This is a genomic window from Burkholderia sp. BCC1988 (genome assembly GCF_905339895.1).
In the GTDB taxonomy this organism is placed as follows: Bacteria; Pseudomonadota; Gammaproteobacteria; order Burkholderiales; family Burkholderiaceae; genus Burkholderia.
Window position 1 is genome coordinate 61,108 of record NZ_CAJPHA010000002.1, and the last position, 22,933, is coordinate 84,040.

Genomic DNA, 22,933 nt, shown 5'->3' on the forward strand with positions numbered 1-22,933 from the left:
CGTAGGGAGTGCGGCGCGCGGCCGGGAGGCTGAGCCGGGGCGAATGATTGTTGGAAGCCCCGGACGAGCCGTCATTCTGGACATTGCCGGTGGAATTGGCAATTCGCCGATGAAGCTCGGCGTTGTCGGCTTTTTGTAATGAATACGCGCCGGGGCGGCTTGGCGCGCGTCGTCGCGTCGTCGCATCGTCGTATCGGGCGGCTTCACGGCGGAGCGCAGCCCCGCTCGCGCGTTACGTACTGATCTGAAGATACCCGTCGACCGCGGCGACCCTCGCACCGCCGCCCGTCGACAGCGATGCCGTGCCCTGGTCGAACGGGTGCACGGGCGTGTCGGTCGGCGTCCACGCATGGCGCGCCAGCAGTTCGCGATACCCGCCGCGGATCACGAAGCCGCCGCATTTCTCCGCATAGGCGTCGCGCCGCATCCGGTACGCGCGCGGCAGGTCGTACCACGGCAGCCTCGGCAGGTCGTGATGCACGAGGTGGTAGTTGTTGTTCAGGTACAGCAGCCGCATCGCAAAACCGGCCTCGTTGATCGCGATGCGCGCCTTCGGATGCCGCGCGACGCGGTGCTCGAACAGCGAACGGATCATCGCGAGCGACAGCGCGGGCCACGTCACACCCAGCAGGTAGTACCACCACGGCACGCCGATCGCCCACTGCAGCCACGCGAGCAGCGCGACCACGCAGGCGGCGTGCGTCGCCCACATCGGCAGATAGCGGAAGTCGCCGCGCCGGAACGCGGCGAACGCGTCGGCGAACATCGCGGCGATGCTCGTCGGCGGCCCGACCACGAGACGTCCGACGAAGGTGGTGCGCGCAACCGTCAGCGCGCGACGCCAGCGCGGCAGCCGCGCCCACTGCTCGCGCGACACGTAGTTCGTTTCCGGGTCGACGCCCGGCACGGTCAGGTCCTCGTCGCGGTGATGGTCGAGGTGCGTGTCGCGATAGAGCGTGTACGGGTACCAGATCGTCAGCGGCGGATAGCCGAGCAGCCGGTTCACGAACGCGGAGCGCGTCGGATGGCCGTGCAGCAGCTCGTGCTGCAGCGACATGTGCCACGCGCCGAGCAGGATCAGCGGCGGCGTCGCGCCCGCGAGCGACAGGCGCTCGGCACGCACGAGCAGCAGCACGGCGAGCCAGCCGCCGTAGATCGTGACGACCAGCAGCCAGGTCGGCCACTCGGTACGGGCAGTGAAGCGGGCGTCGAGCGTGGCGATCGCGCGCGCGTGGTCGACGTCGAAGTATTCGGCCATGGTGCTGGGGCGGATGAAGCGGGTGAAGCGGGCGATATACGGATAACCGGTAGCGGACGATCGCGCCGGTGCGGGCTGCGATGCGGTTGGCCGACAGGCGTTGCGGCTCGCGGTCAGCCGCTGAAGCGGCATGCGGCGGCGTCGCGACACTGGAACGCTAACCGGGCCGCGTAGTCAGGCCAACCAAGCAATTCGGATTTGCTTATCGCTGCGCGGCCGATAAGCATTGGCCGCCCCGGCCCCGGCCCCGGCCCCGGCCCCGGCCCCGGCCGCGTGCCGGACCCCGGCGACGCCCGGGCGAACGGGCTTTCTCCAGGGCGCCGCCAATGCGTAGAATGCCCGCATGCGCCAATGGATCGCCGGACTGCCGATGTACAACGTGACGCCGCGCCACGCCGCGCTGTGGCGCGCGCTGCTGCGTGACGCGCTCGATGCGTTCGCGCGCGCCGGCGGGCCGGCCGGCGTCGCGTTGCTCGACGAGCCGTTCGGGGATCTGCACGCGCTGTGGCGCCGCAACGACCTGCTGTTGTCGCAGACGTGCGGTTATCCGTACCGGATGCTCGGATTGCGCGATACCGCGCACCTGATCGCGACACCGGCCTTCGATGCCCCCGGCTGCGACGGCGCGCGCTACAGCAGCGTGCTGGTCGCGTCGGCGCGCGTGCATGCGGGCGGCGCGACGACGCTGGCCGCGTGTCGCGGATTGCGGGCCGCCTTCAACGGCGCGGATTCGCACAGCGGGATGAACGCGTTCCGGCACGCGGTCGCGCCGCACGCGCACGACGGGCGTTTCTTCGGTTCGGTCGTGCCGTTCGGCTCGCACCTGAACGTGCTGCGCGCGCTGGCGGCAGGCGTTGCCGATTGCGCGGCGATCGATTGCGTGACCTTCGCGTACGTGCGTGACGCGCTGCCCGAGTTGTTGAAAGAGATCCGGATCATCGGCATGACGGCGTCGGCGCCGGGGTTGCCGTTGATCGCGTCGAAAGCGCTGGAAGGGCGGCTCGTGGAGGCGTTGCAGGATGCGCTCGATCACGCGGTCGCGCTCGATCCGGCGCGGGCGAGCGCACTGCGGCTGAAGGGATTCGAGCGCCTGCCGCCGGGCGCGTACGACACGATTGCCGGGTTCGCGCGGGACGCGGCCGCGCACGGGTATCCCGAGCTGGCGTGATCGCGTCGTCCGCGGGGCGGCACGCTAGAACGGCAACGTACCGGGCGGCGCGTTGCGCACCACCGCGAGTGTCGTGCCGATATGGTCTTCGAGCGCGAGCGCGGCCCGCGCATCGGCGCGGCGCATCGCGGCTTCGAACAGGCACGTGTGTTCCGCATGCACGTCGCGCTTCGAATCGCCGAGCCCGATGCACACGCGCCGGTAGCGCTCGCTTTGCTGCGACAGCATGCGCAGGATCAGGTAAGTCCACGGCGTCGCGGCCGCCGAGATCAGCGCTTCGTGAAAGCGCCGGTTGCACGCTTCCCATGCGGCGCGGTGCTCGATCGACACCGGCTGCTCCCAGGCCGACAACTGCTCGAAGCTCTGCCGCACACGCTGCGCCCATGCGTCGTCGCCGTGCCGCACGGAGTCGCGCAGCGCATCGACCTCGATATGAATGCGCAGGCGCGTGATCGCTTCCAGATCGTCGACCGACATCGGCGTCACGCGAAACCCGCGCTGCCCTTCGGCGACGACCAGCGCATCGCTGACGAGCCGCGTGAGCGCCTCGCGCAGCGTGCCCGCGCCGACGCCGTACACGTCTTTCAGGTGCTCGACGCGCAGCTTCGTGCCGGGCGGGTAATGCCCTTCGACGATGTGCTGCCGGAGCTGGTGATACGCGTGCTCGCTGAGCGTGCGGGCGTGCGGTTCGGCGGCGTCGTCGGCGGCCGGTTCGAGCGCCGGCGGCGGATCGTCGAACGGATGGGCGGGCAGGATGCTGTTCATGTCACGCGTCCTCCTGATCCTGTTTGCGGTTGAGCCGATAGCTGAGCTGCGCGCGGGTCAGCCCGAGCAGGCGTGCGGCGGCCGACAGGTTGCCGTTCGCGCGGTCGACGGCTTCATGCAGCAGCGCCCGCTCGAGGCCGTCGAGCCCGCCGCCGCCTTGCAGCTGGTCGAGGATCGACCCGCAGTCGATCGATATCGCGGCCGCCGGCCGGATCTGCCCGGCCCGGTCGACCGTCGCGCCGCCGGGCGAGCCGACGCCGGGGAACAGGTCCTTCGCGTCGACCGGACGGTTCGGCCGCGACAGGATCACCGCGCGCTCGATCAGGTTCTCGAGCTCGCGCACGTTGCCGGGCCAGCGATAGCCGCGCAGCGCGTCGTACGCGTAATCGGTCAGCGTGGGCGTCGGCTTGCCGTGCAGCGCCGCGAAGCGGTCGAGCATCGCGTCGGCGAGCGGTGCGATGTCGTCCTGCCGGTCGCGCAGCGGCGGAATCAGCACCGGATAAACGTTGATCCGGTAGTAGAGATCCGCGCGAAAGGTGCCGTCGCGCACCGCCTGTTCGAGATCGCGGTTGGTCGCCGCGACGACGCGCACGTCCACCTTCCGGCCGTCGGTCGCGCCGAGCCGCTCGACCTCGCCGTCCTGGAGCACGCGCAGCAGCTTCGCCTGCACGTCGAGCGGCAGCTCGCCGATCTCGTCGAGAAACAGCGTGCCGCCGTCCGCGCGCTCGAAGCGCCCGGCGCGGGCGGTTTGCGAGCCCGTGAACGCGCCTTTCTCCGCACCGAACAGTTCCGACTCGATCAGCGCATGCGGAATCGCCGCGCAGTTGATCGCGACGAACGGCTTCGCCGCGCGCGGGCTGAGGCCGTGCAGCGCACGCGCGAAGCGTTCCTTGCCGACGCCCGTCTCGCCGGTGAGCAGCACGGCGACCTTGGTCGGCGCGGCCGTCTCCAGCAGCGCATAGGCCGCGCGAAACGCGTCGGAGCGCCCGACGAGCCGCGTGCGGCCGTCGTCGGGCGTCATCTCGAGGCGCAGCGATTCGACTTCGGTCTGCAGGTCGCGGATCGTGTTGATCAGCGAGTCGGCCTTGAACCACGACGTGATTTCCTCCGCGTCGGGCCATTCGTCGGCCGGCTTGCCGACGATCGTGCAGTGCGGGTCGTTCATGCCGACGCAGGTCGTTTCCTTGAACAGGATCGTGCGGCCGATGAACGCGCTGGTATAGCCGGTCGCATAACCGATCAACATCCAGCACACCGGTTCGGGCTGCGGCCCGAACGTGCGGCGGTGCACGTCGGCTTCCCATGAATGTTCCCAGCGGTATTCGCAGTAGAACGCGCCGGTCGCGGGATCGGCCTCGAAACGCAATGGCGTGACCTGCACCGCGCCTTCGAGCATGTGCAGTTGCGGGCCGACGTGGAACATGTCGAACAGCGACGCGCCGCTGCGGATCTCGCGCGCGAGCGCGGCGTCGCGTTCGCCGGCCGCGAAGCCGACCCGCGTGAAGAAACGCCGCGTCTGCGCGGCGCCGACGCTTTCCATCAGTTCCTGGCGCAGCGTCGCCAGCGCGCCGGCATGCAGCAGCACCATCCGCTGTCCGGCCAGCCAGATGCGACCGTCGCTCGCCGAAAAATGGATCAGCTTGCGCAGGTCGGTGTCCGGCGGCAAAGGGGGCAGGCTGGGCCGCGTCATGTCTCCTCCGTCGAGATTTCTCGTGATTTTCAAAGTTTTCGCCAGCAGCGCCGCGGTGAGCGGATCGATTTGATCATTTCATCAAATGCGCTCGACCGAGTTGCTCAAATGATGAAAAAGGCCGCCGGATATAGGTTCCGGCAGGGTCGCCGGCGTGCGTTTGCCGTTCTGGTTAACCGCCATTGTGGATCGCGAATTCGAACTTTGCGTCAGGGCTTTCCCTGAATTATCGAGATTTTTTGAAGGTCGATCCGAACGTGGCACGGATGCTGCATTGAAGTCCGGCATGGAGGCGACACCGATCATGAATCAGCATCCGACCGATCTTTTCCCGCTCGATCCCGGCCGCAAGTGCGTCCGCGTGACGGGCACGAACGTGCGCGGCTTCGTCGAATTCGAGCTGTCGATCGGCGGTGCGCCGGAGCTGTGCGTCGAGCTGACGTTGCCTCCTGCCGCCTTCGATGCGTTCTGCCGCGAACAGCAGGTCACGCGGCTCGACGTCGAAGCGAACCCATGACATTGAGGAGCAAGAAGTGACCATCGAGCTGAAGACAGTCGACATCAAGCCGCTCCGGCACACCTTCGCGCACGTCGCGCAGCACATCGGCGGCGACAAGACGGCGACGCGCTACCAGGAAGGCATGATGGGCGCGCAGCCCCAGGCGAACTTCCATTACCGGCCGACCTGGGATCCGGATCACGAGATCTTCGATCCGTCGCGTTCGGCGATCCGGATGGCGAGCTGGTACGCGCTGAAGGATCCGCGCCAGTTCTACTACGCGTCGTGGGCGACCACGCGGGCGCGCCAGCAGGACGCGATGGAGTCGAACTTCGAGTTCGTCGAGTCGCGCCGGATGATCGGCCTGATGCGCGACGACGTCGCCGCGCACGCGCTCGACGTGCTGGTGCCGCTGCGCCACGTCGCGTGGGGGGCGAACATGAACAACGCGCAGATCTGCGCGCTCGGCTACGGCACCGCGTTCACGGCGCCCGCGATGTTCCATGCGATGGACAACCTCGGCGTCGCGCAGTACCTGACGCGCCTTGCGCTCGCGATGGCCGAGCCCGACGTGCTCGACGCGGCCAAGGCGGCCTGGACGAACGACGCCGCCTGGCAGCCGCTGCGCCGCTACGTCGAGGACACGCTGGTGGTGGCCGACCCGGTCGAGCTGTTCGTCGCGCAGAACCTCGCGCTCGACGGCCTGCTGTATCCGCTCATCTACGACCGTTTCGTCGACGAACGGATTGCGCTCGCGGGCGGCTCGGCGGTCGCGATGCTGACTGCGTTCATGCCCGAATGGCACGCCGAATCGAACCGCTGGATCGACGCGGTCGTGAAGACGATGGCCGCCGAATCCGACGACAACCGCGCGCTGCTCGCCCGCTGGACCCGCGACTGGTCGGCCCGGGCCGACGCGGCGCTCGCGCCGGTCGCCGCACGCGCGCTGCAGGACGCCGGCCAGGCCGCGCTCGACGAAGTGCGCGAGCAGTTCCACGCGCGTGTCGCGAAGCTCGGCATCGCGCTCTGACGACGGGCATTCACCTCACATCCCAAGGATAACCAGCATGTCCAACGTATTCATCGCCTTTCAGGCCAATGAGGACTCCAGACCGATCGTCGACGCGATCGTCGCCGACAACCCGCGCGCGGTGGTGGTCGAGTCGCCCGGCATGGTCAAGATCGACGCGCCGGACCGGCTGACGATCCGCCGCGACACGATCGAGGAACTGACCGGCACGCGCTTCGACCTGCAGCAGCTGCAGGTGAACCTGATCACGCTGTCCGGCCACATCGACGAGGACGACGACCAGTTCACGCTGAGCTGGTCGCACTGAACGCCGCGCTACGCGCACCGACAACACGGAGACACGCATGGACACGCCAACGCTCAAGAAAAAGCTCGGCCTGAAGGACCGCTACGCGGCAATGACGCGCGGCCTCGGCTGGGAGACGACCTACCAGCCGATGGAGAAGGTCTTCCCGTACGACCGCTATGAAGGCATCAAGATCCACGACTGGGACAAGTGGGTCGACCCGTTCCGCCTGACGATGGATGCGTACTGGAAATACCAGGGCGAGAAGGAGAAGAAGCTGTACGCGGTGATCGACGCGTTCACGCAGAACAACGCGTTCCTCGGCGTGACCGATGCCCGCTACATCAACGCGCTGAAGCTGTTCATCCAGGGCGTGACGCCGCTCGAATATCTCGCGCACCGCGGCTTCGCGCACGTCGGCCGGCACTTCACCGGCGAGGGCGCGCGCATCGCGTGCCAGATGCAGTCGATCGACGAGCTGCGGCACTACCAGACCGAAACGCACGCGATGTCGACGTACAACAAGTTCTTCAACGGTTTCCATCATTCGAACCACTGGTTCGATCGCGTCTGGTATCTGTCGGTGCCGAAGTCGTTCTTCGAGGATGCGTATTCGTCGGGCCCGTTCGAGTTCCTGACCGCGGTCAGCTTCTCGTTCGAATACGTGCTGACGAACCTGCTGTTCGTGCCGTTCATGTCGGGCGCCGCATACAACGGCGACATGTCGACCGTCACGTTCGGCTTCTCCGCGCAGTCGGACGAATCGCGTCACATGACGCTCGGCATCGAGTGCATCAAGTTCCTGCTCGAACAGGACCCGGACAACGTGCCGATCGTGCAGCGCTGGATCGACAAGTGGTTCTGGCGCGGCTACCGGCTGCTCACGCTGGTCGCGATGATGATGGACTACATGCAGCCGAAGCGCGTGATGAGCTGGCGCGAATCGTGGGAGATGTACGCGGAGCAGAACGGCGGCGCGCTGTTCAAGGATCTCGCGCGCTACGGGATTCGCGAGCCGAAGGGCTGGCAGGACGCGTGCGAAGGCAAGGACCACATCAGCCACCAGGCCTGGTCGACGTTCTACGGCTTCAACGCGGCCTCCGCGTTCCACACCTGGGTGCCGACCGAAGACGAGATGGCGTGGCTGTCCGCGAAGTATCCCGATTCGTTCGACCGCTACTACCGGCCGCGTTTCGACTACTGGGGCGAGCAGGCGAAAGCGGGCAACCGCTTCTACATGAAGACGCTGCCGATGCTGTGCCAGACCTGCCAGATCCCGATGCTGTTCACCGAGCCCGGCAACCCGAAGAAGATCGGCGCGCGCGAGTCGAACTACCTCGGCAACAAGTTCCATTTCTGCAGCGATCACTGCAAGGAAATCTTCGACCACGAGCCGCAGAAATACGTGCAGGCGTGGCTGCCGGTGCACCAGATCCATCAGGGCAACTGCTTCCCGCCCGATGCGGACCCGAGCGCGGAAGGCTTCGATCCGCTCGCCGCGGTGCTCGACTACTACGAAGTGCAGATGGGCCGCGACAACCTCGATTTCGATGGCTCGGAAGACCAGAAGAACTTCGCGGCCTGGCGCGGCCAGGCCACCCGCAACTGACCCGCAATCGATACGCAACCTTGAACAGGACCCGCGCGCGCCACGGCGCGAACGCGGGCCGACAGGAGACAAACATGGCCGTCATCGCGCTCAAACCCTACGACTTCCCGATCAAGGATGCCGTCGGGAAGTTTCCGGCGCCGCTGCTCTACGTGTGCTGGGAAGACCACCTGATGTTCCCGGCGCCGTTCTGCCTGCCGCTGCCGCCCGACCTGCCGTTCGGCGCGTTGGCCAACAAGGTGCTGCCGCCCGTCTATGGTTATCACCCCGACTTCTCGAAGATCGACTGGGATCGCGTCGCGTGGTTTCGCTCCGGCGAGCCGTGGACGCCCGACGCAGCGAAGAGCCTGGCCGACAACGGCCTCGGGCACAAGGACCTGATCAGCTTCCGCACGCCGGGCCTCGACGGCCTCGGCGGCGCGAGCTTCTGACCGCCACGCGGACGAGCGAACCATCATGAGCCATCAACTTACCATCGAGCCGCTGGGCGTGACGATCGAGGTCGAGGAAGGACAGACGATGCTCGACGCCGCGCTGCGACAGGGCATCTACATTCCGCACGCGTGCTGTCACGGCCTGTGCGGCACCTGCAAGGTCGCCGTGCTCGACGGCGAAACCGATCTCGGCGACGCGAACCCGTTCGCGCTGATGGATTTCGAGCGCGAGGAAGGCAAGGCGCTCGCGTGCTGCGCGACGCTGCAGGCCGACACCGTGATCGAGGCCGACGTCGACGAGGAGCCCGACGCGGAGATCATCCCGGTCAAGGACTTCGCGGCCGACGTCACGCGCATCGAGCAGCTCACGCCGACCATCAAGTCGATCCGCCTGAAGCTGTCGCAGCCGATCCATTTCCAGGCGGGCCAGTACGTGCAGCTCGAGATTCCCGGCCTCGGGCAGAGCCGTGCGTTCTCGATCGCGAACGCGCCGGCCGACGTCGCGGCCACCGGCGAGATCGAGCTGAACGTGCGGCAAGTGCCGGGCGGGCTCGGCACCGGCTATCTGCACGAGCAGCTCGCGACGGGTGACCGCGTGCGGCTGTCGGGCCCGTACGGCCGCTTCTTCGTGCGCCGCTCGGCCGCGCGTCCGATGATCTTCATGGCGGGCGGATCGGGGCTGTCGAGCCCGCGTTCGATGATCGCGGACCTGCTCGCGAGCGGCGTCACCGCGCCGATCACGCTGGTCTACGGTCAGCGCAACGCGAAGGAGCTGTACTACCACGACGAATTCCGCGCGCTCGCCGCACGCCATCCGAACTTCACGTACGTGCCGGCGCTGTCCGAAGGCGCGCCGGATGCGGGCGGCGACGTCGCGCAAGGGTTCGTGCACGACGTCGCGAAGGCGCATTTCGACGGCGACTTCTCGGGGCACCAGGCGTACCTGTGCGGACCGCCCGCGATGATCGACGCGTGCATCACGACGCTGATGCAGGGGCGCCTGTTCGAGCGCGACATCTATCACGAGAAGTTCATCTCGGCGGCGGACGCGCAACAGACGCGCAGCCCGCTGTTCCGGCGGGTGTGACATGGACGCGGGCCGCGTATGCGGGACGGTCCGGATCGCGCAGACCGACGAGCGCTATGCGTGCGTGTCCGGCGAGTCGCTGCTGGCCGGCATGGCGAAGCTCGGCCGGCGCGGCATTCCGGTCGGCTGCCTGAACGGCGGGTGTGGCGTATGCAAGGTGCGTGTGCTGCGCGGCGCGGTGCGCAAGCTCGGGCCGATCAGCCGAGCGCACGTGAGCGCGGAGGAGGAAAGCGACGGCTACGCGCTGGCGTGCCGCGTCGTGCCGGACGGCGACGTCGAACTCGAAGTGGCCGGCCGGTTGAAAAAGCCGTTCTTCTGCGGCGCGTCCTGTGCAGGCGCGCCGGCGATCGACAAGTAATCAGGAAACCAGGAGGAGACACATCATGGGTGTGATGCGTATTGGTCATGTCAGTCTGAAGGTGATGGACATGGAAGCGGCGCTGCGTCATTACGTGCGCGTGCTCGGCATGCAGGAGACGATGCGCGACGCGGCGGGCAACGTCTACCTGAAATGCTGGGACGAATGGGACAAGTATTCGCTGATCCTGTCTCCGTCCGATCAGGCGGGGCTCAAGCATGCCGCGTACAAGGTCGAGCACGACGCGGATCTGGACGCGCTGCAGCAGCGTATCGAAGCATACGGAATCGCGACCGAGATGCTGCCCGAAGGCGCGCTGCCGGCGGTCGGGCGTCAATTGCGGTTCCTGCTGCCGAGCGGGCACGAGCTGCGCCTGTTCGCGAAGAAGGACCTGGTGGGCACCGCGGTCGGCTCGCTGAACCCCGATCCGTGGCCCGACGACGTGCCGGGCTCGGCCGTGCACTGGCTCGACCACTGCCTGCTGATGTGCGAGCTGAATCCGGAGGCCGGCGTGAACCGCGTCGAGGAGAACACGCGCTTCATGGCCGAGTGTCTCGACTTCCACCTGGCGGAACAGGTGATGGTCGGGCCGGGCAACACGATCCAGGCCGCGACGTGGATGTTCCGCAGCACGACGCCGCACGACATCGCGTTCGTCGGCGGCCCGCGCAACGGGCTGCATCACATCGCGTTCTTCCTCGACGACTGGGCCGACGTGCTGAAGTCGGCCGACGTGATGGCGAAGAACAAGGTGAAGATCGACGTCGCGCCGACGCGGCATGGGATCACGCGCGGCACCACGATCTACTTCTTCGATCCGAGCGGCAACCGCAACGAGACGTTCGCGGGGCTCGGCTATCTCGCGCAACCCGATCGCCCGGTCACCACGTGGACCGAGGAGGAACTCGGGCGCGGGATCTTCTTCCACTCCGGCGAGCTGAACGAAGCGTTCACGACCGTCTATACCTGACCCGCGAAGGAGCGCAGCGCAATGAACCGAAACGATACGACCCGCAGCGTCGAGCTGCGCACGATCGACTGGCCTGCCGCCGCGCGTGCCGCGCAGGCGGCGGCCGAGGCCGCCGGGCGGCTCGGCGTGCGCGTGAACGTCGCGGTCGTCGATGCGGCGGGGCTGCTCGCGGCGTTCGTGCGCATGCCCGGCGCGCCGCTGCATTCGATCGACATCGCGATCGACAAGGCGTACACGGCCGCGAGCTTCGGTCTGCCGACCGGCGCGTGGCATGCCGCCCTGGCGTCGCACTCGGACGCCGTGCGGCAGGGCCTCGTGCTGCGACCGCGCTTCGTCGCGTTCGGCGGCGGGCTGCCGATCGTCGACGACGGTGCATTGATCGGCGGCATCGGCGTGTCGGGCGGCAACGAGGCGCAGGACGCGCAATGCGCGCAGGCGGGGCTCGATGCGGCCGGCCTTGGCGGGTCGTGACACGTGGCATGCGACACGACACGACATCGCACGCGAACACGCTTCACGAACCCACGGATCACGGATTCACGACTATCGGTAACTCCATCATGTACGACACCGAACCCAACGCCGCGACACGCGGCCCCGCCGGCGGGCAGCCGGAACCGCGGCGCGTCCGCAACTTCATCGACGGCGACTATCGCGCGGGCGAGCGCTGGTTCGACAAGCGCTCGCCGCTCGACAACGCGGTGATCGCGCGCGTGGCCGAAGCGAGCCGCGCCGACGTCGACGCGGCGGTGCAGGCCGCCCGCGCGGCGCTGGCCGGCCCGTGGGGCGGGCTGACGGTCGCGCAGCGCGTCGAGCTGCTGTATGCGGTGGCCGACGGCATCACGCGCCGCTTCGACGATTTCCTCGAAGCGGAAGTGGCCGACACCGGCAAGCCGGTGAGCCTCGCGAGCCATATCGACATTCCGCGCGGCGCCGCGAACTTCAAGGTATTCGCCGACGTCGTGAAGAACGTGCCCGGCGAAACCTTCGAGATGGCGACGCCGGACGGCGCGGGCGCGCTCAACTACGCGATCCGCCGGCCGGTCGGCGTGGTCGGCGTGATCTGCCCGTGGAACCTGCCGCTGCTGCTGATGACGTGGAAGGTCGGGCCCGCGCTCGCGTGCGGCAACACGGTGGTCGTGAAGCCGTCGGAGGAGACGCCGCAGACGGCCGCGCTGCTCGGCGAAGTGATGAACGAGGCGGGCATGCCGCGCGGCGTCTACAACGTCGTGCACGGCTTCGGGCCGGCTTCCGCCGGCGAATTCCTGACGACCCATCCGGGCGTGAACGCGATCACGTTCACCGGCGAGACGCGCACCGGCGCGGCCATCATGAAGGCCGCGGCCGACGGCGCGCGGCCCGTCAGTCTCGAGATGGGCGGCAAGAACGCGGCGATCGTGTTCGCCGATTGCGACTTCGACGCGGCCGTCGAAGGCACGTTGCGCTCGTGCTTCGCGAACGCGGGGCAGGTCTGCCTCGGCACCGAGCGCGTGTATGTCGAGCGTCCGCTGTTCGAGCGCTTCGTCGCGGCGCTGAAGGCCGGCGCCGAGCAGTTGCAACCCGGCCCCCCGGAAGCGGCGTCGACCGGCCTCGGCCCGCTGATCAGCCAGGAGCATCGCGACAAGGTGCTGTCGTATTACCGCAAGGCGGCCGAACTCGGCGCGACGATCGTGACGGGCGGCGGCGTGCCCGACATGCCCGACGACCTGCGCGGCGGCGCGTGGGTGCAGCCGACGATCTGGACCGGCCTCGGCGACGATTCGCCGATCGCGCGCGACGAGATCTTCGGGCCGTGCACGCTCGTGATGCCGTTCGATTCGGAAGCCGAAGTGATCGGCCGCGCGAACGCGAATGCGTACGGGCTGTCGACCGCGATCTGGACGACCAGCCTGTCGCGCGCGCATCGCGTCGCGGCGTCGATCGACGTCGGCATCGCGTGGGTCAATTCGTGGTTCCTGCGCGACCTGCGCACCGCGTTCGGCGGCGCGAAGCAATCGGGCATCGGCCGCGAGGGCGGCGTGCATTCGCTCGAGTTCTACACGGAGCTGCGCAACGTCTGCGTGAAGCTCTGACCCAACCGTTACTGACCGGAACACTCTTATGGACTCCACGTTGATTACCACGCTGGGCGACCGGCTGTACGACGCGATGACGTCGCGCGAACCGATCGCGCCGCTGACGTCGCAGCACGAGGACCTGTCGGTCGACGACGCGTACCGCATCCAGCAGCGCTTCGTGCAGCGCCGCCTCGACGCGGGCGAGACCGTGATCGGCAAGAAGATCGGCGTCACGTCGAAGGCGGTGATGGACATGCTCGGCGTGTACCAGCCCGACTTCGGCTACCTGCTGTCGGGCATGGTGTATGGCGACGGCGAGTGCATCGCGCTCGACACGCTGATCCAGCCCAAGGCCGAAGGCGAGATCGCGTTCGTGCTGAAGCGCGACCTGCTCGGCCCGGGCGTGTCGAACGCGATGGTGCTGGCGGCGACCGAATGCGTGATGCCGTGCTTCGAGATCGTCGATTCGCGCATTCGCGACTGGAAGATCCGCATCGGCGACACGGTCGCCGACAACGCGTCGTGCGGCGTGTTCGTGCTTGGCGACAAGGCCGTGAGCACGCGCAGCGTCGACCTGTCGACCTGCGGGATGGTGCTCGAGAAGAACGGCGACGTGATCGGCACCGGCGCCGGCGCGGCCGCGCTCGGCTCGCCGGTGAACGCGGTCGCGTGGCTCGCCAACACGCTCGGCCGCCTCGGCATTCCGCTGAAGGCCGGCGAAGTGATCCTGTCCGGCGCGCTCGCCGCGATGGCGCCGGCCGCGCGCGGCGACAACTTCCGCGTGTCGATCGGCGGGATCGGCGCGTGTTCGGTGCGGTTCGCGTGAGCGCCGCCCGTTCTCCTTTCCACGCAAACGAGGCATTCCCCATGACCCGAAAGATCCGTTGCGCGCTGATCGGTCCCGGCAACATCGGCACCGACCTGCTCGCCAAGCTGATGCGCAGCCCCGTGCTCGAACCCGTGTGGATGGTCGGCATCGATCCCGATTCCGACGGCCTGAAACGCGCGCGCGAACTCGGCCTCAAGACCACCGCGGACGGCGTCGACGGCCTCCTGCCTCACGTGCAGGCGGACGGCGTGCAGATCGCGTTCGACGCGACGAGCGCGTACGTCCACGCGGAGAACAGCCGCAAGCTCAATGCGCTCGGCGTGCTGATGATCGACCTGACGCCGGCGGCGATCGGTCCGTACTGCGTGCCGCCGGTCAACCTGAAGGACCACATCGGCTCCGGCGAGATGAACGTCAACATGGTCACCTGCGGCGGCCAGGCGACGATCCCGATGGTGCGCGCGATCTCGCGCGTGCAGCCGGTCGCGTACGGCGAGATCGTCGCGACCGTATCGTCGCGCTCGGTCGGCCCCGGCACGCGCAAGAACATCGACGAATTCACGCGCACGACGGCCGCGGCCGTCGCGCAGGTCGGCGGCGCGAAGGCGGGCAAGGCGATCATCGTGATCAACCCGGCCGACCCGCCGCTGATCATGCGCGACACCGTGCACTGCCTGACGGAGAGCGCACCCGACGAAGCGCGCATCGTCGAATCGGTGCACGCGATGATCGCCGACGTGCAGCGCTACGTGCCCGGCTACCGGCTCGTCAACGGGCCGGTGTTCGACGGCAATCGTGTGTCGGTCTATCTCGAGGTCGAAGGCCTCGGCGACTACCTGCCGAAATACGCGGGCAACCTCGACATCATGACGGCCGCCGCCGCGCGCACCGCCGAGATGTTCGCCGAGGAACTGCTGGCCGGCCGCCTCACGCTGGCATCGGCCGCGCAGGCGGCCTGATGCCCGCGGACGCGACTTCCACGACCGGACGAAAAGGAACGGAAATGAATCTCAAAGGCAAGCGAATCACCGTCCACGACATGACGCTGCGTGACGGCATGCACCCGAAGCGCCACCAGATGACGCTCGACCAGATGCGCTCGATCGCGAGCGGGCTCGACGCGGCCGGCGTGCCGCTGATCGAAGTCACGCACGGCGACGGCCTCGGCGGCTCGTCGGTGAACTACGGCTTTCCCGCGCATACCGACGCGGAATACCTCGGCGCGGTCATCCCGCTGCTGAAGCGCGCGAAGGTGTCGGCGCTGCTGCTGCCGGGCATCGGCACCGTCGATCACCTGAAGGAAGCGCACGCGCTCGGCGTGCATACGATCCGCGTCGCGACGCACTGCACCGAGGCGGACGTCTCCGAGCAGCACATCGCGATGGCGCGCAAGCTCGACATGGATACCGTCGGCTTCCTGATGATGAGCCACATGAACAGCCCGGAAGGGCTGGTGAAGCAGGCGAAGCTGATGGAATCGTACGGCGCGAACTGCATCTACATCACCGACTCAGCCGGCTACATGCTGCCCGACGACGTGAAGGCGCGCCTCGGCGCGGTGCGCGACGCGCTGCAGCCCGACACGGAGCTGGGCTTTCACGGTCACCACAACCTCGCGATGGGCGTCGCGAACTCGATCGCCGCGATCGAGGCCGGCGCGAACCGGATCGACGGCGCGGCGGCGGGGCTCGGCGCCGGCGCCGGCAACACGCCGCTCGAAGTGTTCGTCGCCGTGTGCGAGCGGATGGGCATCGAAACCGGCGTCGACGTGTGGAAGATCCAGGACGTCGCCGAGGATCTCGTCGTGCCGATGATGGATTTCCCGATCCGGATCGACCGCGACGCGCTGACGCTCGGTTATGCGGGCGTGTACGGGTCGTTCCTGCTGTTCGCGAAGCGGGCGGGCGACAAATACGGGATTCCGGCGCGCGACATCCTCGTCGAGCTCGGCCGGCGCGGGATGGTCGGCGGCCAGGAGGACATGATCGAGGACACCGCGCTGACGCTCGCGAAGGCGCGCGCGGCGCAAGCGAAGCGGGAGGCCGCATGAACCTGTCGACCGACACGATCGAGGCGCTCGCCGCGCATCTCGACGACTGCATGCGTGAAGCATGCGACACGCCGAAGATCACCGACCGCCATCCGGAGATGGACTGGGACGACGCCTACGCGGTGCAGGATGCGATCCGCCGCCGGCAGCTCGCGCGTGGCGCGCGGATCGTCGGCTACAAGGCCGGCCTGACGTCGCACGCGAAGATGCGGCAGATGGGCGTCGACACGCCCGTGTTCGGCTTCCTCACCGACGTCTACGACCTGCCCGACGGCGGCGAGTGCGACACGTCCGCGCTGATCCATCCGAAGGTCGAGCCGGAGATCGCGTTCGTGACGAAGGCCGAACTGAAGGGGCCCGGCTGCCACGTCGGCGCGGTGCTCGCCGCGACCGACTTCGTCGTCGCCGGGATCGAGGTGATCGACAGCCGCTACCGCGATTTCAAGTTCGACCTGAAGAGCGTGGTGGCCGACAACACGTCGGCCGCGCGCTTCGTCGCGGGCGGCCGCCCGCTGCCGGTGGACGGCGTCGACCTGCGCACGCTCGGCATCGTGCTCGAGAAGAACGGGCTGCCGGTCGCGTTCGGCGCCGGCGCGGCCGTGCTCGGGCATCCGGCCGCGGCGATCGCGATGCTCGCGAACCACCTCGGCGCGCGCGGCGAGTCGATTCCGGCGGGCAGCCTGATCCTGTCAGGCGGCATCACGGAGGCGGTGGCCGTCGCGGCCGGCGACAACGTGACGCTGCGCGTGCAGGACATCGGCTCGGTCGGCCTGCGCTTCATCTGAACGTTCCGAACGCAACGGGAGGCCATCGTGCCGGTAGCTCATCTGTACATCCTGGAAGGCCGCGACGACGACAAGAAGGAACGCCTGATCGCCGAAGTCACCGAAGCCATCCATCGCTCGCTCGACGCACCGCTCGAATCGGTGCGCGTGATCATCACCGAGATGCCGAAGGCGCATTTCGGAATCGGCGGGCAGAGCGCGAAGAAACGCGGGCGCTGACGCGCCGCGCGCCACCGAAACCGACTGGAGAAGCATCATGTCAAGCAATCCCGAACTGGGCCGCCGGATCGTCGCGGCCGGTCTCGACACCAACTATCACGACCTCGGCGACGGGCCGCCGGTGCTGCTGATCCACGGCTCGGGGCCGGGCGTCACGGCCTATGCGAACTGGCGGCTCACGATGCCCGCGCTTGCCGCGCGGTTTCGCGTGATCGCGCCGGACATGGCCGGTTTCGGCGAAACCGAGCGGCCGCGCGATTACGTGTATTCGATGGACCACTGGGTCGACCACGCACTCGGCCTGCTCGATGCGCTCGACGTCGAGCGCGCGCACGTGATCGGCAACTCGTTCGGCGGCGCGCTCGCGCTCGCGCTGGCGATCCGCGCGCCCGAACGGGTCGGCCGGCTCGTGCTGATGGGCGCGGCCGGCACGCGCTTCACGCTCACCGAAGGGCTCGATGCCGTGTGGGGCTATACGCCGTCGATCGCGAACATGCGCGGCCTGCTGGACATCTTCGCGTTCGATCGCACGCTGGTGAACGACGAGCTCGCGAAGCTGCGCTACGACGCGAGCGTGCGGCCCGGCTACCAGGAGGCGTTCGCGAACATGTTTCCCGCGCCGCGTCAGCGCTGGGTCGATGCGCTCGCGAGCGACGAGGCGAAACTGCGCGCGCTGCCGCACGAGACGCTGATCGTGCACGGCCGCGAGGACCGCGTGATTCCGCTCGACAGCTCGACGCGGCTGCTGGAACTGCTGCCGAATGCGCAGTTGCACGTGTTCGGCCGCTGCGGACACTGGACGCAGATCGAGCATGCGGCGCGCTTCAACCGGCTCGTGATCGAGCACTTCAGCGAATAGCCGGCGGGGGCGGCGCGCGGGACGACCATAAAAAATCAATTCAGTAGAACGAATATTGGAGACATCGATGAAACGAAAGGCTGCCTTCGGACTGGTTTCGCTCGCCGCGTGCGCGGGCATGGCGCTGAGCACCGGCGCGTTCGCAACGGAGGGTGGCGGCGACACGATCGGCGAGGGCGCGGAAGCGTTCTTCGCCGGCGCGCTGCCGCCGGCCGGGCTGTACGCGCTGCTGTACTACACGCACTACCATGCGTCGCGCTTCAACGATTCGCACGGCAACGGTTCGGTGCCCGGATTCAAGCTCGATGCCGACGTGCTGATTCCGCGCGTCGTGTGGATGTCGAACCTGTCGGTGCTCGGCGGGCGCTACGGTGCGTATGCGGTGCTGCCGATGGAGCATCTGGCGCTGGATGCGGGCGGCGCGTCGTTCGACCGCACCAATCTCGGCGACCTGATCGTCAGCCCCGCGCTGATCGCGTGGGGATCGGGCGCGCTGCGCACCGTCGCGGCGATCGAATTCGTGTTCCCGACCGGCCAGTACGACATGCGTGCGGCGCTGAATACCGGCAAGAACTACTACACCGCGCGGCCGGTGTTCGGCGTGACGTGGCTGCCGAACGACAAGGTCGAGGTGTCCGCGAAGATCACGTACAGCTTCAACTCGCCGAACAACGACACCCATTACCACTCGGGCAACCTGTTCCACATCGATTACTCGGCGAGCTATGCGGTCACGCCGAAGGCGCGCGTCGGACTGTCGGGCTACTTCGTCAAGCAGACCACCGACGACATGCAGAACGGCCAGCCGGTCGCGGGCGACGGCTTTCGCGGACAGACGTTCGCGATCGGCCCCGGTGTCCGTTACCAGTTCGGCAAGGTCAGCCTGGAAGCGCGCGTCGTGAAGGAATTCTTCGTGCGCAACCGGCCGGCCGGCGAGGCCGTTTGGGCGAAGGCCGTCATTCCGTTCTGACGGTGCCGCGCGGCGCGGACGGCCGCGGGCGGTTGCGCGCGTGACGCCGCCGCGATGGGGCGTCACGCGGCACTGCGTCGCGCGTTATCGCGCGAGTGCGGCGAGGCGCGGGAACAGCGGCAGCGCGTTCGCGCGATTGAGCGCGGCGTGCCGGTCGGCGCCCAGCGCGGCATACGCGTCCTGCGCCGCGGTGAACGACGTGCCGACGGCCGGCGGCGCATACGGGAAGTCGCTGCCGTACAGCACGCGATCCGGTTGCGCGAACGCGGTGAGGCTCGGCAGCGCGGACGGCGACGACAGCGCGGTGTCGAAGTAGAACGTGCGCAGCAGGTCGAGCAGCCCGTCGCGATCCGGCACGTCGTTGCGCACGCCCGGCGCGAGTTCGGCAAAGCGGTACGCGGTGTACGGCAGGAAGCCGCCGGCGTGCGACAGGATGATGCGCACGTTCGGGTAGCGCGCGATCACGCCGTTGAGCACGAGCTGCAGCGCGGTGCGCGTCGTATCGAACGGGTAGTCGAGCAGCGGGCCGGGCATGCCGGGCAGCACGTCGATCGCGGGCTTGGCCGGATGAATGAACACCACCGCGTGGCGGCGATCCAGCGCGGCCCACACGGCGTCGAATGCCGCATCGCCGAGATAGGTGCCGCCGTAGTTGCTGAGCAGCACGACGCCGTCGGCCTTCAGCGTGTCGAACGCGTGATCGATCTCGGCGAGCGTGCCGTCGACGTCGGGCAGCGGCAGCGTCGCGAAGTTGCCGAAGCGGGTCGGCCGTTGCGCGACGAGGCCGGCCACGTATTCGTTGACCTGGCGCGCCATGTCGCGCTTGGCCTGGCCGTTCCAGCCCTGCACGCCGGGCGCCGTCAGCGACAGCACGCCGGTCTGGATCTCCAGCGAGTCCATGAACGCAAGCGCGGCTTCCGGGCTCCAGGTCGGGCTGCCCCAGCCGGACGGATCGCCGCCGTGCGACGGGAGGGCTGCGGCCCAGAACGGCGGGACGACATGCTGGTGAACATCGATGCGGTTGCGGTCGGACACGACGGGGCTCCTTGCAGGTGGGCTGCGACGCAGCGGATCACCATCAGGATGCGCGCGCTTGATTTTTCATTCCAATAGATTAAATTTCGAGATTAATCGTTTCGGGTGATCAATCGACCGTATGGACCTTCGCCATTTGCGCTACTTTCTCGCGGTTGCCGAAGAAGGGCATTTCGGCCGCGCGGCGGAGCGGCTGCATATCGTGCAGCCCGCGTTGAGCGCGCAGATCCGCGCGCTCGAGGAGGAACTCGGCGCGACGCTGTTCGAGCGCAGCACCCGCAAGGTGCTGCTGACCGACGCGGGCCGCTTGCTCGTGGCCGAAGCGCGGCACACGCTCGAGCAGGCCGCGCGCGCGAAGACGGTCGTGCAGCGCGCGGCGCGCGGCGAGACGGGCGTGGTGCGGATCGGCTTCGTCGGCAATGCGGTCGCGACGGGGCGGCTGTCCGACGACCTGATCGCGTTTCACGCGGCATGGCCGGAAGTGGCGCTCGACCTGCACGAAATGGCGCCGGCCGCGCAGCAGGACGCGATCCTCGCGGGCCGGCTCGACATCGGCTATTGCCCGGCCTTCGGCACGGCGTTCGATCCGAAGCTGGCCGTGCGCACGGTCGGCAGCTGGGCGTGGGACGTGATGATGAGCGACCGGCATGCGCTCGCGAAGCGGCGCTCGGTGAGCGTCGCGGCGCTCGCGGACGAACCGTTCATTTTCTATGCCGCCGACGGCGACGACGAAGGGCAGCTGGCGGTCCTGCGGCGGGTGCTCGGCAAGACGCCGCACATCGCGCACAAGGTGAGCAGCACGCTGTCGGTGCTGGCGCTGACGGGCGCCGGTCTCGGCGTGGCGCTGGTGCCGGCGCCGCTCAGCCGGATCGCGGCGCCGAACGTCGTGTACCGGAAACTCGCCGGCAGCGTGTCGGGGTCCGAACTCGTCGCGCTCAGCCGCAGCGGCGGGGAATGGGGCGCGGTACGGCAGTATCTGGCGATGCTGGGCGGGCGCGCCGCATAAGGATTGCGGCGCGCCGGCATCACCGCGTCACTCTTCGTCCATCAACCGGACCTTGACCCGCTTGCCCTTGATCTTCCCCGCATTGAGCTTGCGCAGCGCGTCGCGCGCGACGCCGCGCTCGACCGCGACATAGGTCGAGAACTCGGTCACGTTGATCTTGCCGATCTGCTTGCCGTCGAACCCCGCATCGCCGGTCAGCGCGCCGAGCACGTCGCCCGGGCGGATCTTGTCCTTGCGTCCGCCGAGGATCTGCAGCGTTTCCATCGGCGGCAGCAGCGTGTCGTTGCCGGCCGGCTTCAGTTCCGCGAGCGGATGCCATTCGACGTCGCGCTTCTGCGCCTGCTCGATCGCGCCGACGCGGCCCATCTCGTCCATGCTGGCGAGGCTCAGCGCCCAGCCTTCCTGGTCCGCGCGGCCGGTGCGGCCGATACGGTGCACGTGCACTTCGGGGTCGGGCGTCACGTCGACGTTGATCACCGCCTCGAGCTGCGCGATGTCGAGCCCGCGCGCGGCCACGTCGGTCGCGACCAGCACCGAGCAACTGCGGTTCGCGAACTGGATCAGCACCTGGTCGCGCTCGCGCTGTTCGAGCTCGCCGTGCAGCGCGAGCGCGTGGAAGCCCTGCGCGTGCAGCACGTCGAGCAGGTCGCGGCATTGCTGCTTGGTGTTGCAGAACGCGATCGTGCTCACCGGCCGGTAATGGTTCAGCAACTGGCCGACCGCGTGCAGCCGCTCGGTTTCCGTCACTTCGTAGAAGCGCTGGCGGATCTTGCTGTCGTCGTGGCGCTCCTCGAGCTTCACTTCCTTCGGATTGCGCAGGAACTGCTGGCTCAGCTTCGCGATGCCGTCCGGGTAGGTCGCCGAGAACAGCAGCGTCTGGCGCGTCGTCGGGCACATGCGCGCGACTTTCGCGATGTCGTCGAAGAAGCCCATGTCGAGCATCCGGTCGGCTTCGTCGAGCACGAGCGTGTTCAGCGCGTCGAGCTTCAGGTTGCCGCGGTCGAGGTGATCCATGATGCGGCCCGGCGTGCCGACGACGATGTGCGCGCCGTGTTCGAGGCTCTGCGCCTGCGGGCGCATCGGCGTGCCGCCGCACAGCGTCAGCACCTTCACGTTTTCCTCGGCGCGCGCGAGGCGGCGCACCTCCTGCGCGACCTGGTCGGCGAGTTCGCGGGTCGGGCACAGGATCATCGCCTGCACGTCGAAGCGGCGCGCGTCGAGGCGCGCCAGCAGCGCGAGCGAGAACGCGGCGGTCTTGCCGCTGCCCGTCTTCGCCTGCGCGATCAGGTCCTGGCCGGCCAGCGCGATCGGCAGGCTCGCGGCCTGGATCGGCGTCATGTCGACATAGCCGAGCTGCGCGAGGTTCGCGAGCGTGGCGGGCGTCAGCGGCAGCGCGCTGAAGGGCGTGGCGGTCGGCTGCGTCATTCGAGGTCTCCGAGGTAAGGCTTGCCTTCCATCTGTTCGTAGGCGACGTTGCCTTCATCGTCCTCGAAGCGCTCGAGATAGTTGCGCGCGCCGCACAGCGGGCAGCGGAACAGCAGCCCCTGGCCTTCGTCCTTGATGACGACGTCGGACGTTTCCCACTGCGTGCCGCAGCTCTGGTTTCGGCAAGTAAACACGGTCTTTCTCCAGCTGAATTCGGTTGGTGGCGCGCCCGGGCGGGCGCGGCAACGAAGTGCGGCGCTCGCGCGGCTCGGGCGCGGGCCGCACCGGCGGTCGCGTGGACCGCGTCGATGCGGATGGTGGATCGGTGGCGACGGTGTCGCGCGTGCCCGCAATTCTAGCGGATGCGGGACGGTGGCTGGGGCGACCGGCCCCGCGCGGCCCGCAGCGGGGTCATCGGCAGCGGGTCGGCTGGCGGCGGACGGCCGGTGGCGGACGGCCGGTGGCGGACGGCCCCCGGCAGCGGGCGATCGGCCGTGGTGTGGCGGGCGGTATGGCAGCCGGTGAAGCCTGCGCAGGACGCAGC

At 68.3% G+C, this 22,933-nt stretch carries 26 protein-coding genes; 19 read left to right on the forward strand and 7 right to left on the reverse strand.

What is annotated here, in order from left to right; translation table 11 throughout:
* Positions 1–232: 232 nt before the first annotated feature.
* A complete protein-coding gene (locus U4012_RS03080; protein WP_321796110.1) occupies positions 233–1,258 on the reverse strand; it encodes a fatty acid desaturase in 1,026 nt (341 codons plus the stop codon).
* A 343-nt stretch (positions 1,259–1,601) separates the two neighbouring features.
* On the opposite strand from U4012_RS03080, the gene U4012_RS03085 reads away from it, so the two are divergent.
* Positions 1,602–2,426, forward strand: coding sequence for a phosphate/phosphite/phosphonate ABC transporter substrate-binding protein (locus tag U4012_RS03085; RefSeq protein ID WP_321796112.1), 825 nt, complete (start codon positions 1,602–1,604; stop codon positions 2,424–2,426).
* 24 nt (positions 2,427–2,450) lie between these two features.
* Here the strand turns inward: U4012_RS03085 and U4012_RS03090 are convergent, their stop codons facing one another.
* The 3 genes from U4012_RS03090 to U4012_RS03100 form a co-directional block, all read right to left on the reverse strand.
* On the reverse strand, positions 2,451–3,191 hold the full coding sequence (locus U4012_RS03090) for a GntR family transcriptional regulator (RefSeq protein ID WP_321796114.1): 741 nt from the start codon (positions 3,189–3,191) through the stop codon (positions 2,451–2,453).
* 1 nt (position 3,192) lies between these two features.
* Entirely contained in the window at positions 3,193–4,881 is a 1,689-nt protein-coding gene (locus U4012_RS03095; protein ID WP_321796116.1) for a sigma 54-interacting transcriptional regulator, read from the reverse strand.
* Positions 4,882–4,962: 81 nt separating this feature from the next.
* Complete coding sequence (locus U4012_RS03100; protein WP_185500417.1) at positions 4,963–5,187, reverse strand: hypothetical protein; 225 nt, start codon at positions 5,185–5,187, stop codon at positions 4,963–4,965.
* Here U4012_RS03100 and U4012_RS03105 point away from each other — a divergent pair.
* The 17 genes from U4012_RS03105 to U4012_RS03185 all read left to right on the forward strand — a co-directional run bounded on the left by U4012_RS03105 (position 5,186) and on the right by U4012_RS03185 (position 18,923).
* Complete coding sequence (locus U4012_RS03105; RefSeq protein ID WP_321796119.1) at positions 5,186–5,398, forward strand: phenol hydroxylase subunit; 213 nt, start codon at positions 5,186–5,188, stop codon at positions 5,396–5,398. The genes U4012_RS03100 and U4012_RS03105 overlap by 2 nt on opposite strands.
* A gap of 16 nt (positions 5,399–5,414) precedes the next feature.
* Complete coding sequence (locus U4012_RS03110) at positions 5,415–6,410, forward strand: phenol hydroxylase (RefSeq protein WP_321796121.1); 996 nt, start codon at positions 5,415–5,417, stop codon at positions 6,408–6,410.
* Positions 6,411–6,447: 37 nt separating this feature from the next.
* A complete protein-coding gene (locus tag U4012_RS03115) occupies positions 6,448–6,717 on the forward strand; it encodes an MmoB/DmpM family protein (protein WP_044845465.1) in 270 nt (89 codons plus the stop codon).
* Positions 6,718–6,754: 37 nt separating this feature from the next.
* The gene (locus U4012_RS03120; protein ID WP_044845464.1) at positions 6,755–8,305 is read left to right on the forward strand and encodes an aromatic/alkene/methane monooxygenase hydroxylase/oxygenase subunit alpha; all 1,551 of its coding nucleotides are present in this window, start codon (positions 6,755–6,757) and stop codon (positions 8,303–8,305) included.
* Between the two features lie 74 nt (positions 8,306–8,379).
* Entirely contained in the window at positions 8,380–8,736 is a 357-nt protein-coding gene (locus U4012_RS03125; protein WP_321796125.1) for a phenol hydroxylase subunit P4, read from the forward strand.
* A gap of 25 nt (positions 8,737–8,761) precedes the next feature.
* Complete coding sequence (locus tag U4012_RS03130) at positions 8,762–9,826, forward strand: NADH:ubiquinone reductase (Na(+)-transporting) subunit F (protein ID WP_124892922.1); 1,065 nt, start codon at positions 8,762–8,764, stop codon at positions 9,824–9,826.
* 1 nt (position 9,827) lies between these two features.
* Positions 9,828–10,184: a 2Fe-2S iron-sulfur cluster-binding protein gene (locus U4012_RS03135; protein ID WP_044845461.1), complete on the forward strand. Its 357-nt coding sequence runs from the start codon at positions 9,828–9,830 to the stop codon at positions 10,182–10,184.
* Positions 10,185–10,209: 25 nt separating this feature from the next.
* Positions 10,210–11,154 carry a catechol 2,3-dioxygenase gene (locus tag U4012_RS03140; RefSeq protein WP_321796129.1) on the forward strand — a complete coding sequence of 315 codons (945 nt, stop codon included), beginning with the start codon at positions 10,210–10,212 and terminating at the stop codon, positions 11,152–11,154.
* A gap of 21 nt (positions 11,155–11,175) precedes the next feature.
* Positions 11,176–11,625, forward strand: a complete 450-nt coding sequence (locus tag U4012_RS03145) for a heme-binding protein (protein WP_321796131.1) — start codon at positions 11,176–11,178, stop codon at positions 11,623–11,625.
* Between the two features lie 89 nt (positions 11,626–11,714).
* Positions 11,715–13,226 carry a 2-hydroxymuconic semialdehyde dehydrogenase gene (locus tag U4012_RS03150; RefSeq protein WP_321796133.1) on the forward strand — a complete coding sequence of 504 codons (1,512 nt, stop codon included), beginning with the start codon at positions 11,715–11,717 and terminating at the stop codon, positions 13,224–13,226.
* Between the two features lie 28 nt (positions 13,227–13,254).
* Complete coding sequence (gene dmpE, locus U4012_RS03155; RefSeq protein WP_321796135.1) at positions 13,255–14,037, forward strand: 2-oxopent-4-enoate hydratase; 783 nt, start codon at positions 13,255–13,257, stop codon at positions 14,035–14,037.
* Between the two features lie 41 nt (positions 14,038–14,078).
* Complete coding sequence (locus U4012_RS03160; protein WP_124892930.1) at positions 14,079–14,999, forward strand: acetaldehyde dehydrogenase (acetylating); 921 nt, start codon at positions 14,079–14,081, stop codon at positions 14,997–14,999.
* A gap of 44 nt (positions 15,000–15,043) precedes the next feature.
* Positions 15,044–16,090 carry a 4-hydroxy-2-oxovalerate aldolase gene (dmpG, locus tag U4012_RS03165; RefSeq protein WP_044845455.1) on the forward strand — a complete coding sequence of 349 codons (1,047 nt, stop codon included), beginning with the start codon at positions 15,044–15,046 and terminating at the stop codon, positions 16,088–16,090.
* Positions 16,087–16,875, forward strand: a complete 789-nt coding sequence (gene dmpH, locus U4012_RS03170; protein ID WP_044845454.1) for a 2-oxo-3-hexenedioate decarboxylase — start codon at positions 16,087–16,089, stop codon at positions 16,873–16,875. Before dmpG ends, dmpH begins: the two co-directional genes overlap by 4 nt.
* A 24-nt stretch (positions 16,876–16,899) precedes the next feature.
* Positions 16,900–17,094 carry a 2-hydroxymuconate tautomerase gene (locus U4012_RS03175; RefSeq protein WP_257129466.1) on the forward strand — a complete coding sequence of 65 codons (195 nt, stop codon included), beginning with the start codon at positions 16,900–16,902 and terminating at the stop codon, positions 17,092–17,094.
* A 37-nt stretch (positions 17,095–17,131) separates the two neighbouring features.
* On the forward strand, positions 17,132–17,953 hold the full coding sequence (locus U4012_RS03180; RefSeq protein WP_044845453.1) for an alpha/beta fold hydrolase: 822 nt from the start codon (positions 17,132–17,134) through the stop codon (positions 17,951–17,953).
* A 67-nt stretch (positions 17,954–18,020) separates the two neighbouring features.
* Positions 18,021–18,923 (forward strand): transporter, encoded by a 903-nt coding sequence (locus U4012_RS03185; protein ID WP_124487088.1) that lies wholly within the window; start codon positions 18,021–18,023, stop codon positions 18,921–18,923.
* 84 nt (positions 18,924–19,007) lie between these two features.
* Here the strand turns inward: U4012_RS03185 and hndA are convergent, their stop codons facing one another.
* Positions 19,008–19,958 (reverse strand): 2-hydroxy-1-naphthoic acid nonoxidative decarboxylase, encoded by a 951-nt coding sequence (hndA, locus tag U4012_RS03190; RefSeq protein WP_124520918.1) that lies wholly within the window; start codon positions 19,956–19,958, stop codon positions 19,008–19,010.
* A gap of 121 nt (positions 19,959–20,079) precedes the next feature.
* On the opposite strand from hndA, the gene U4012_RS03195 reads away from it, so the two are divergent.
* Complete coding sequence (locus U4012_RS03195; RefSeq protein WP_321796142.1) at positions 20,080–20,964, forward strand: LysR substrate-binding domain-containing protein; 885 nt, start codon at positions 20,080–20,082, stop codon at positions 20,962–20,964.
* Between the two features lie 27 nt (positions 20,965–20,991).
* Here U4012_RS03195 and dbpA read toward each other — a convergent pair whose 3' ends face one another.
* Both dbpA and U4012_RS03205 read right to left on the reverse strand, forming a co-directional pair.
* Complete coding sequence (gene dbpA, locus U4012_RS03200) at positions 20,992–22,389, reverse strand: ATP-dependent RNA helicase DbpA (protein WP_044845449.1); 1,398 nt, start codon at positions 22,387–22,389, stop codon at positions 20,992–20,994.
* Complete coding sequence (locus tag U4012_RS03205) at positions 22,386–22,583, reverse strand: hypothetical protein (RefSeq protein WP_044845448.1); 198 nt, start codon at positions 22,581–22,583, stop codon at positions 22,386–22,388. The genes dbpA and U4012_RS03205 overlap by 4 nt, the downstream gene beginning before the upstream one ends.
* Positions 22,584–22,933 lie beyond the last annotated feature (350 nt).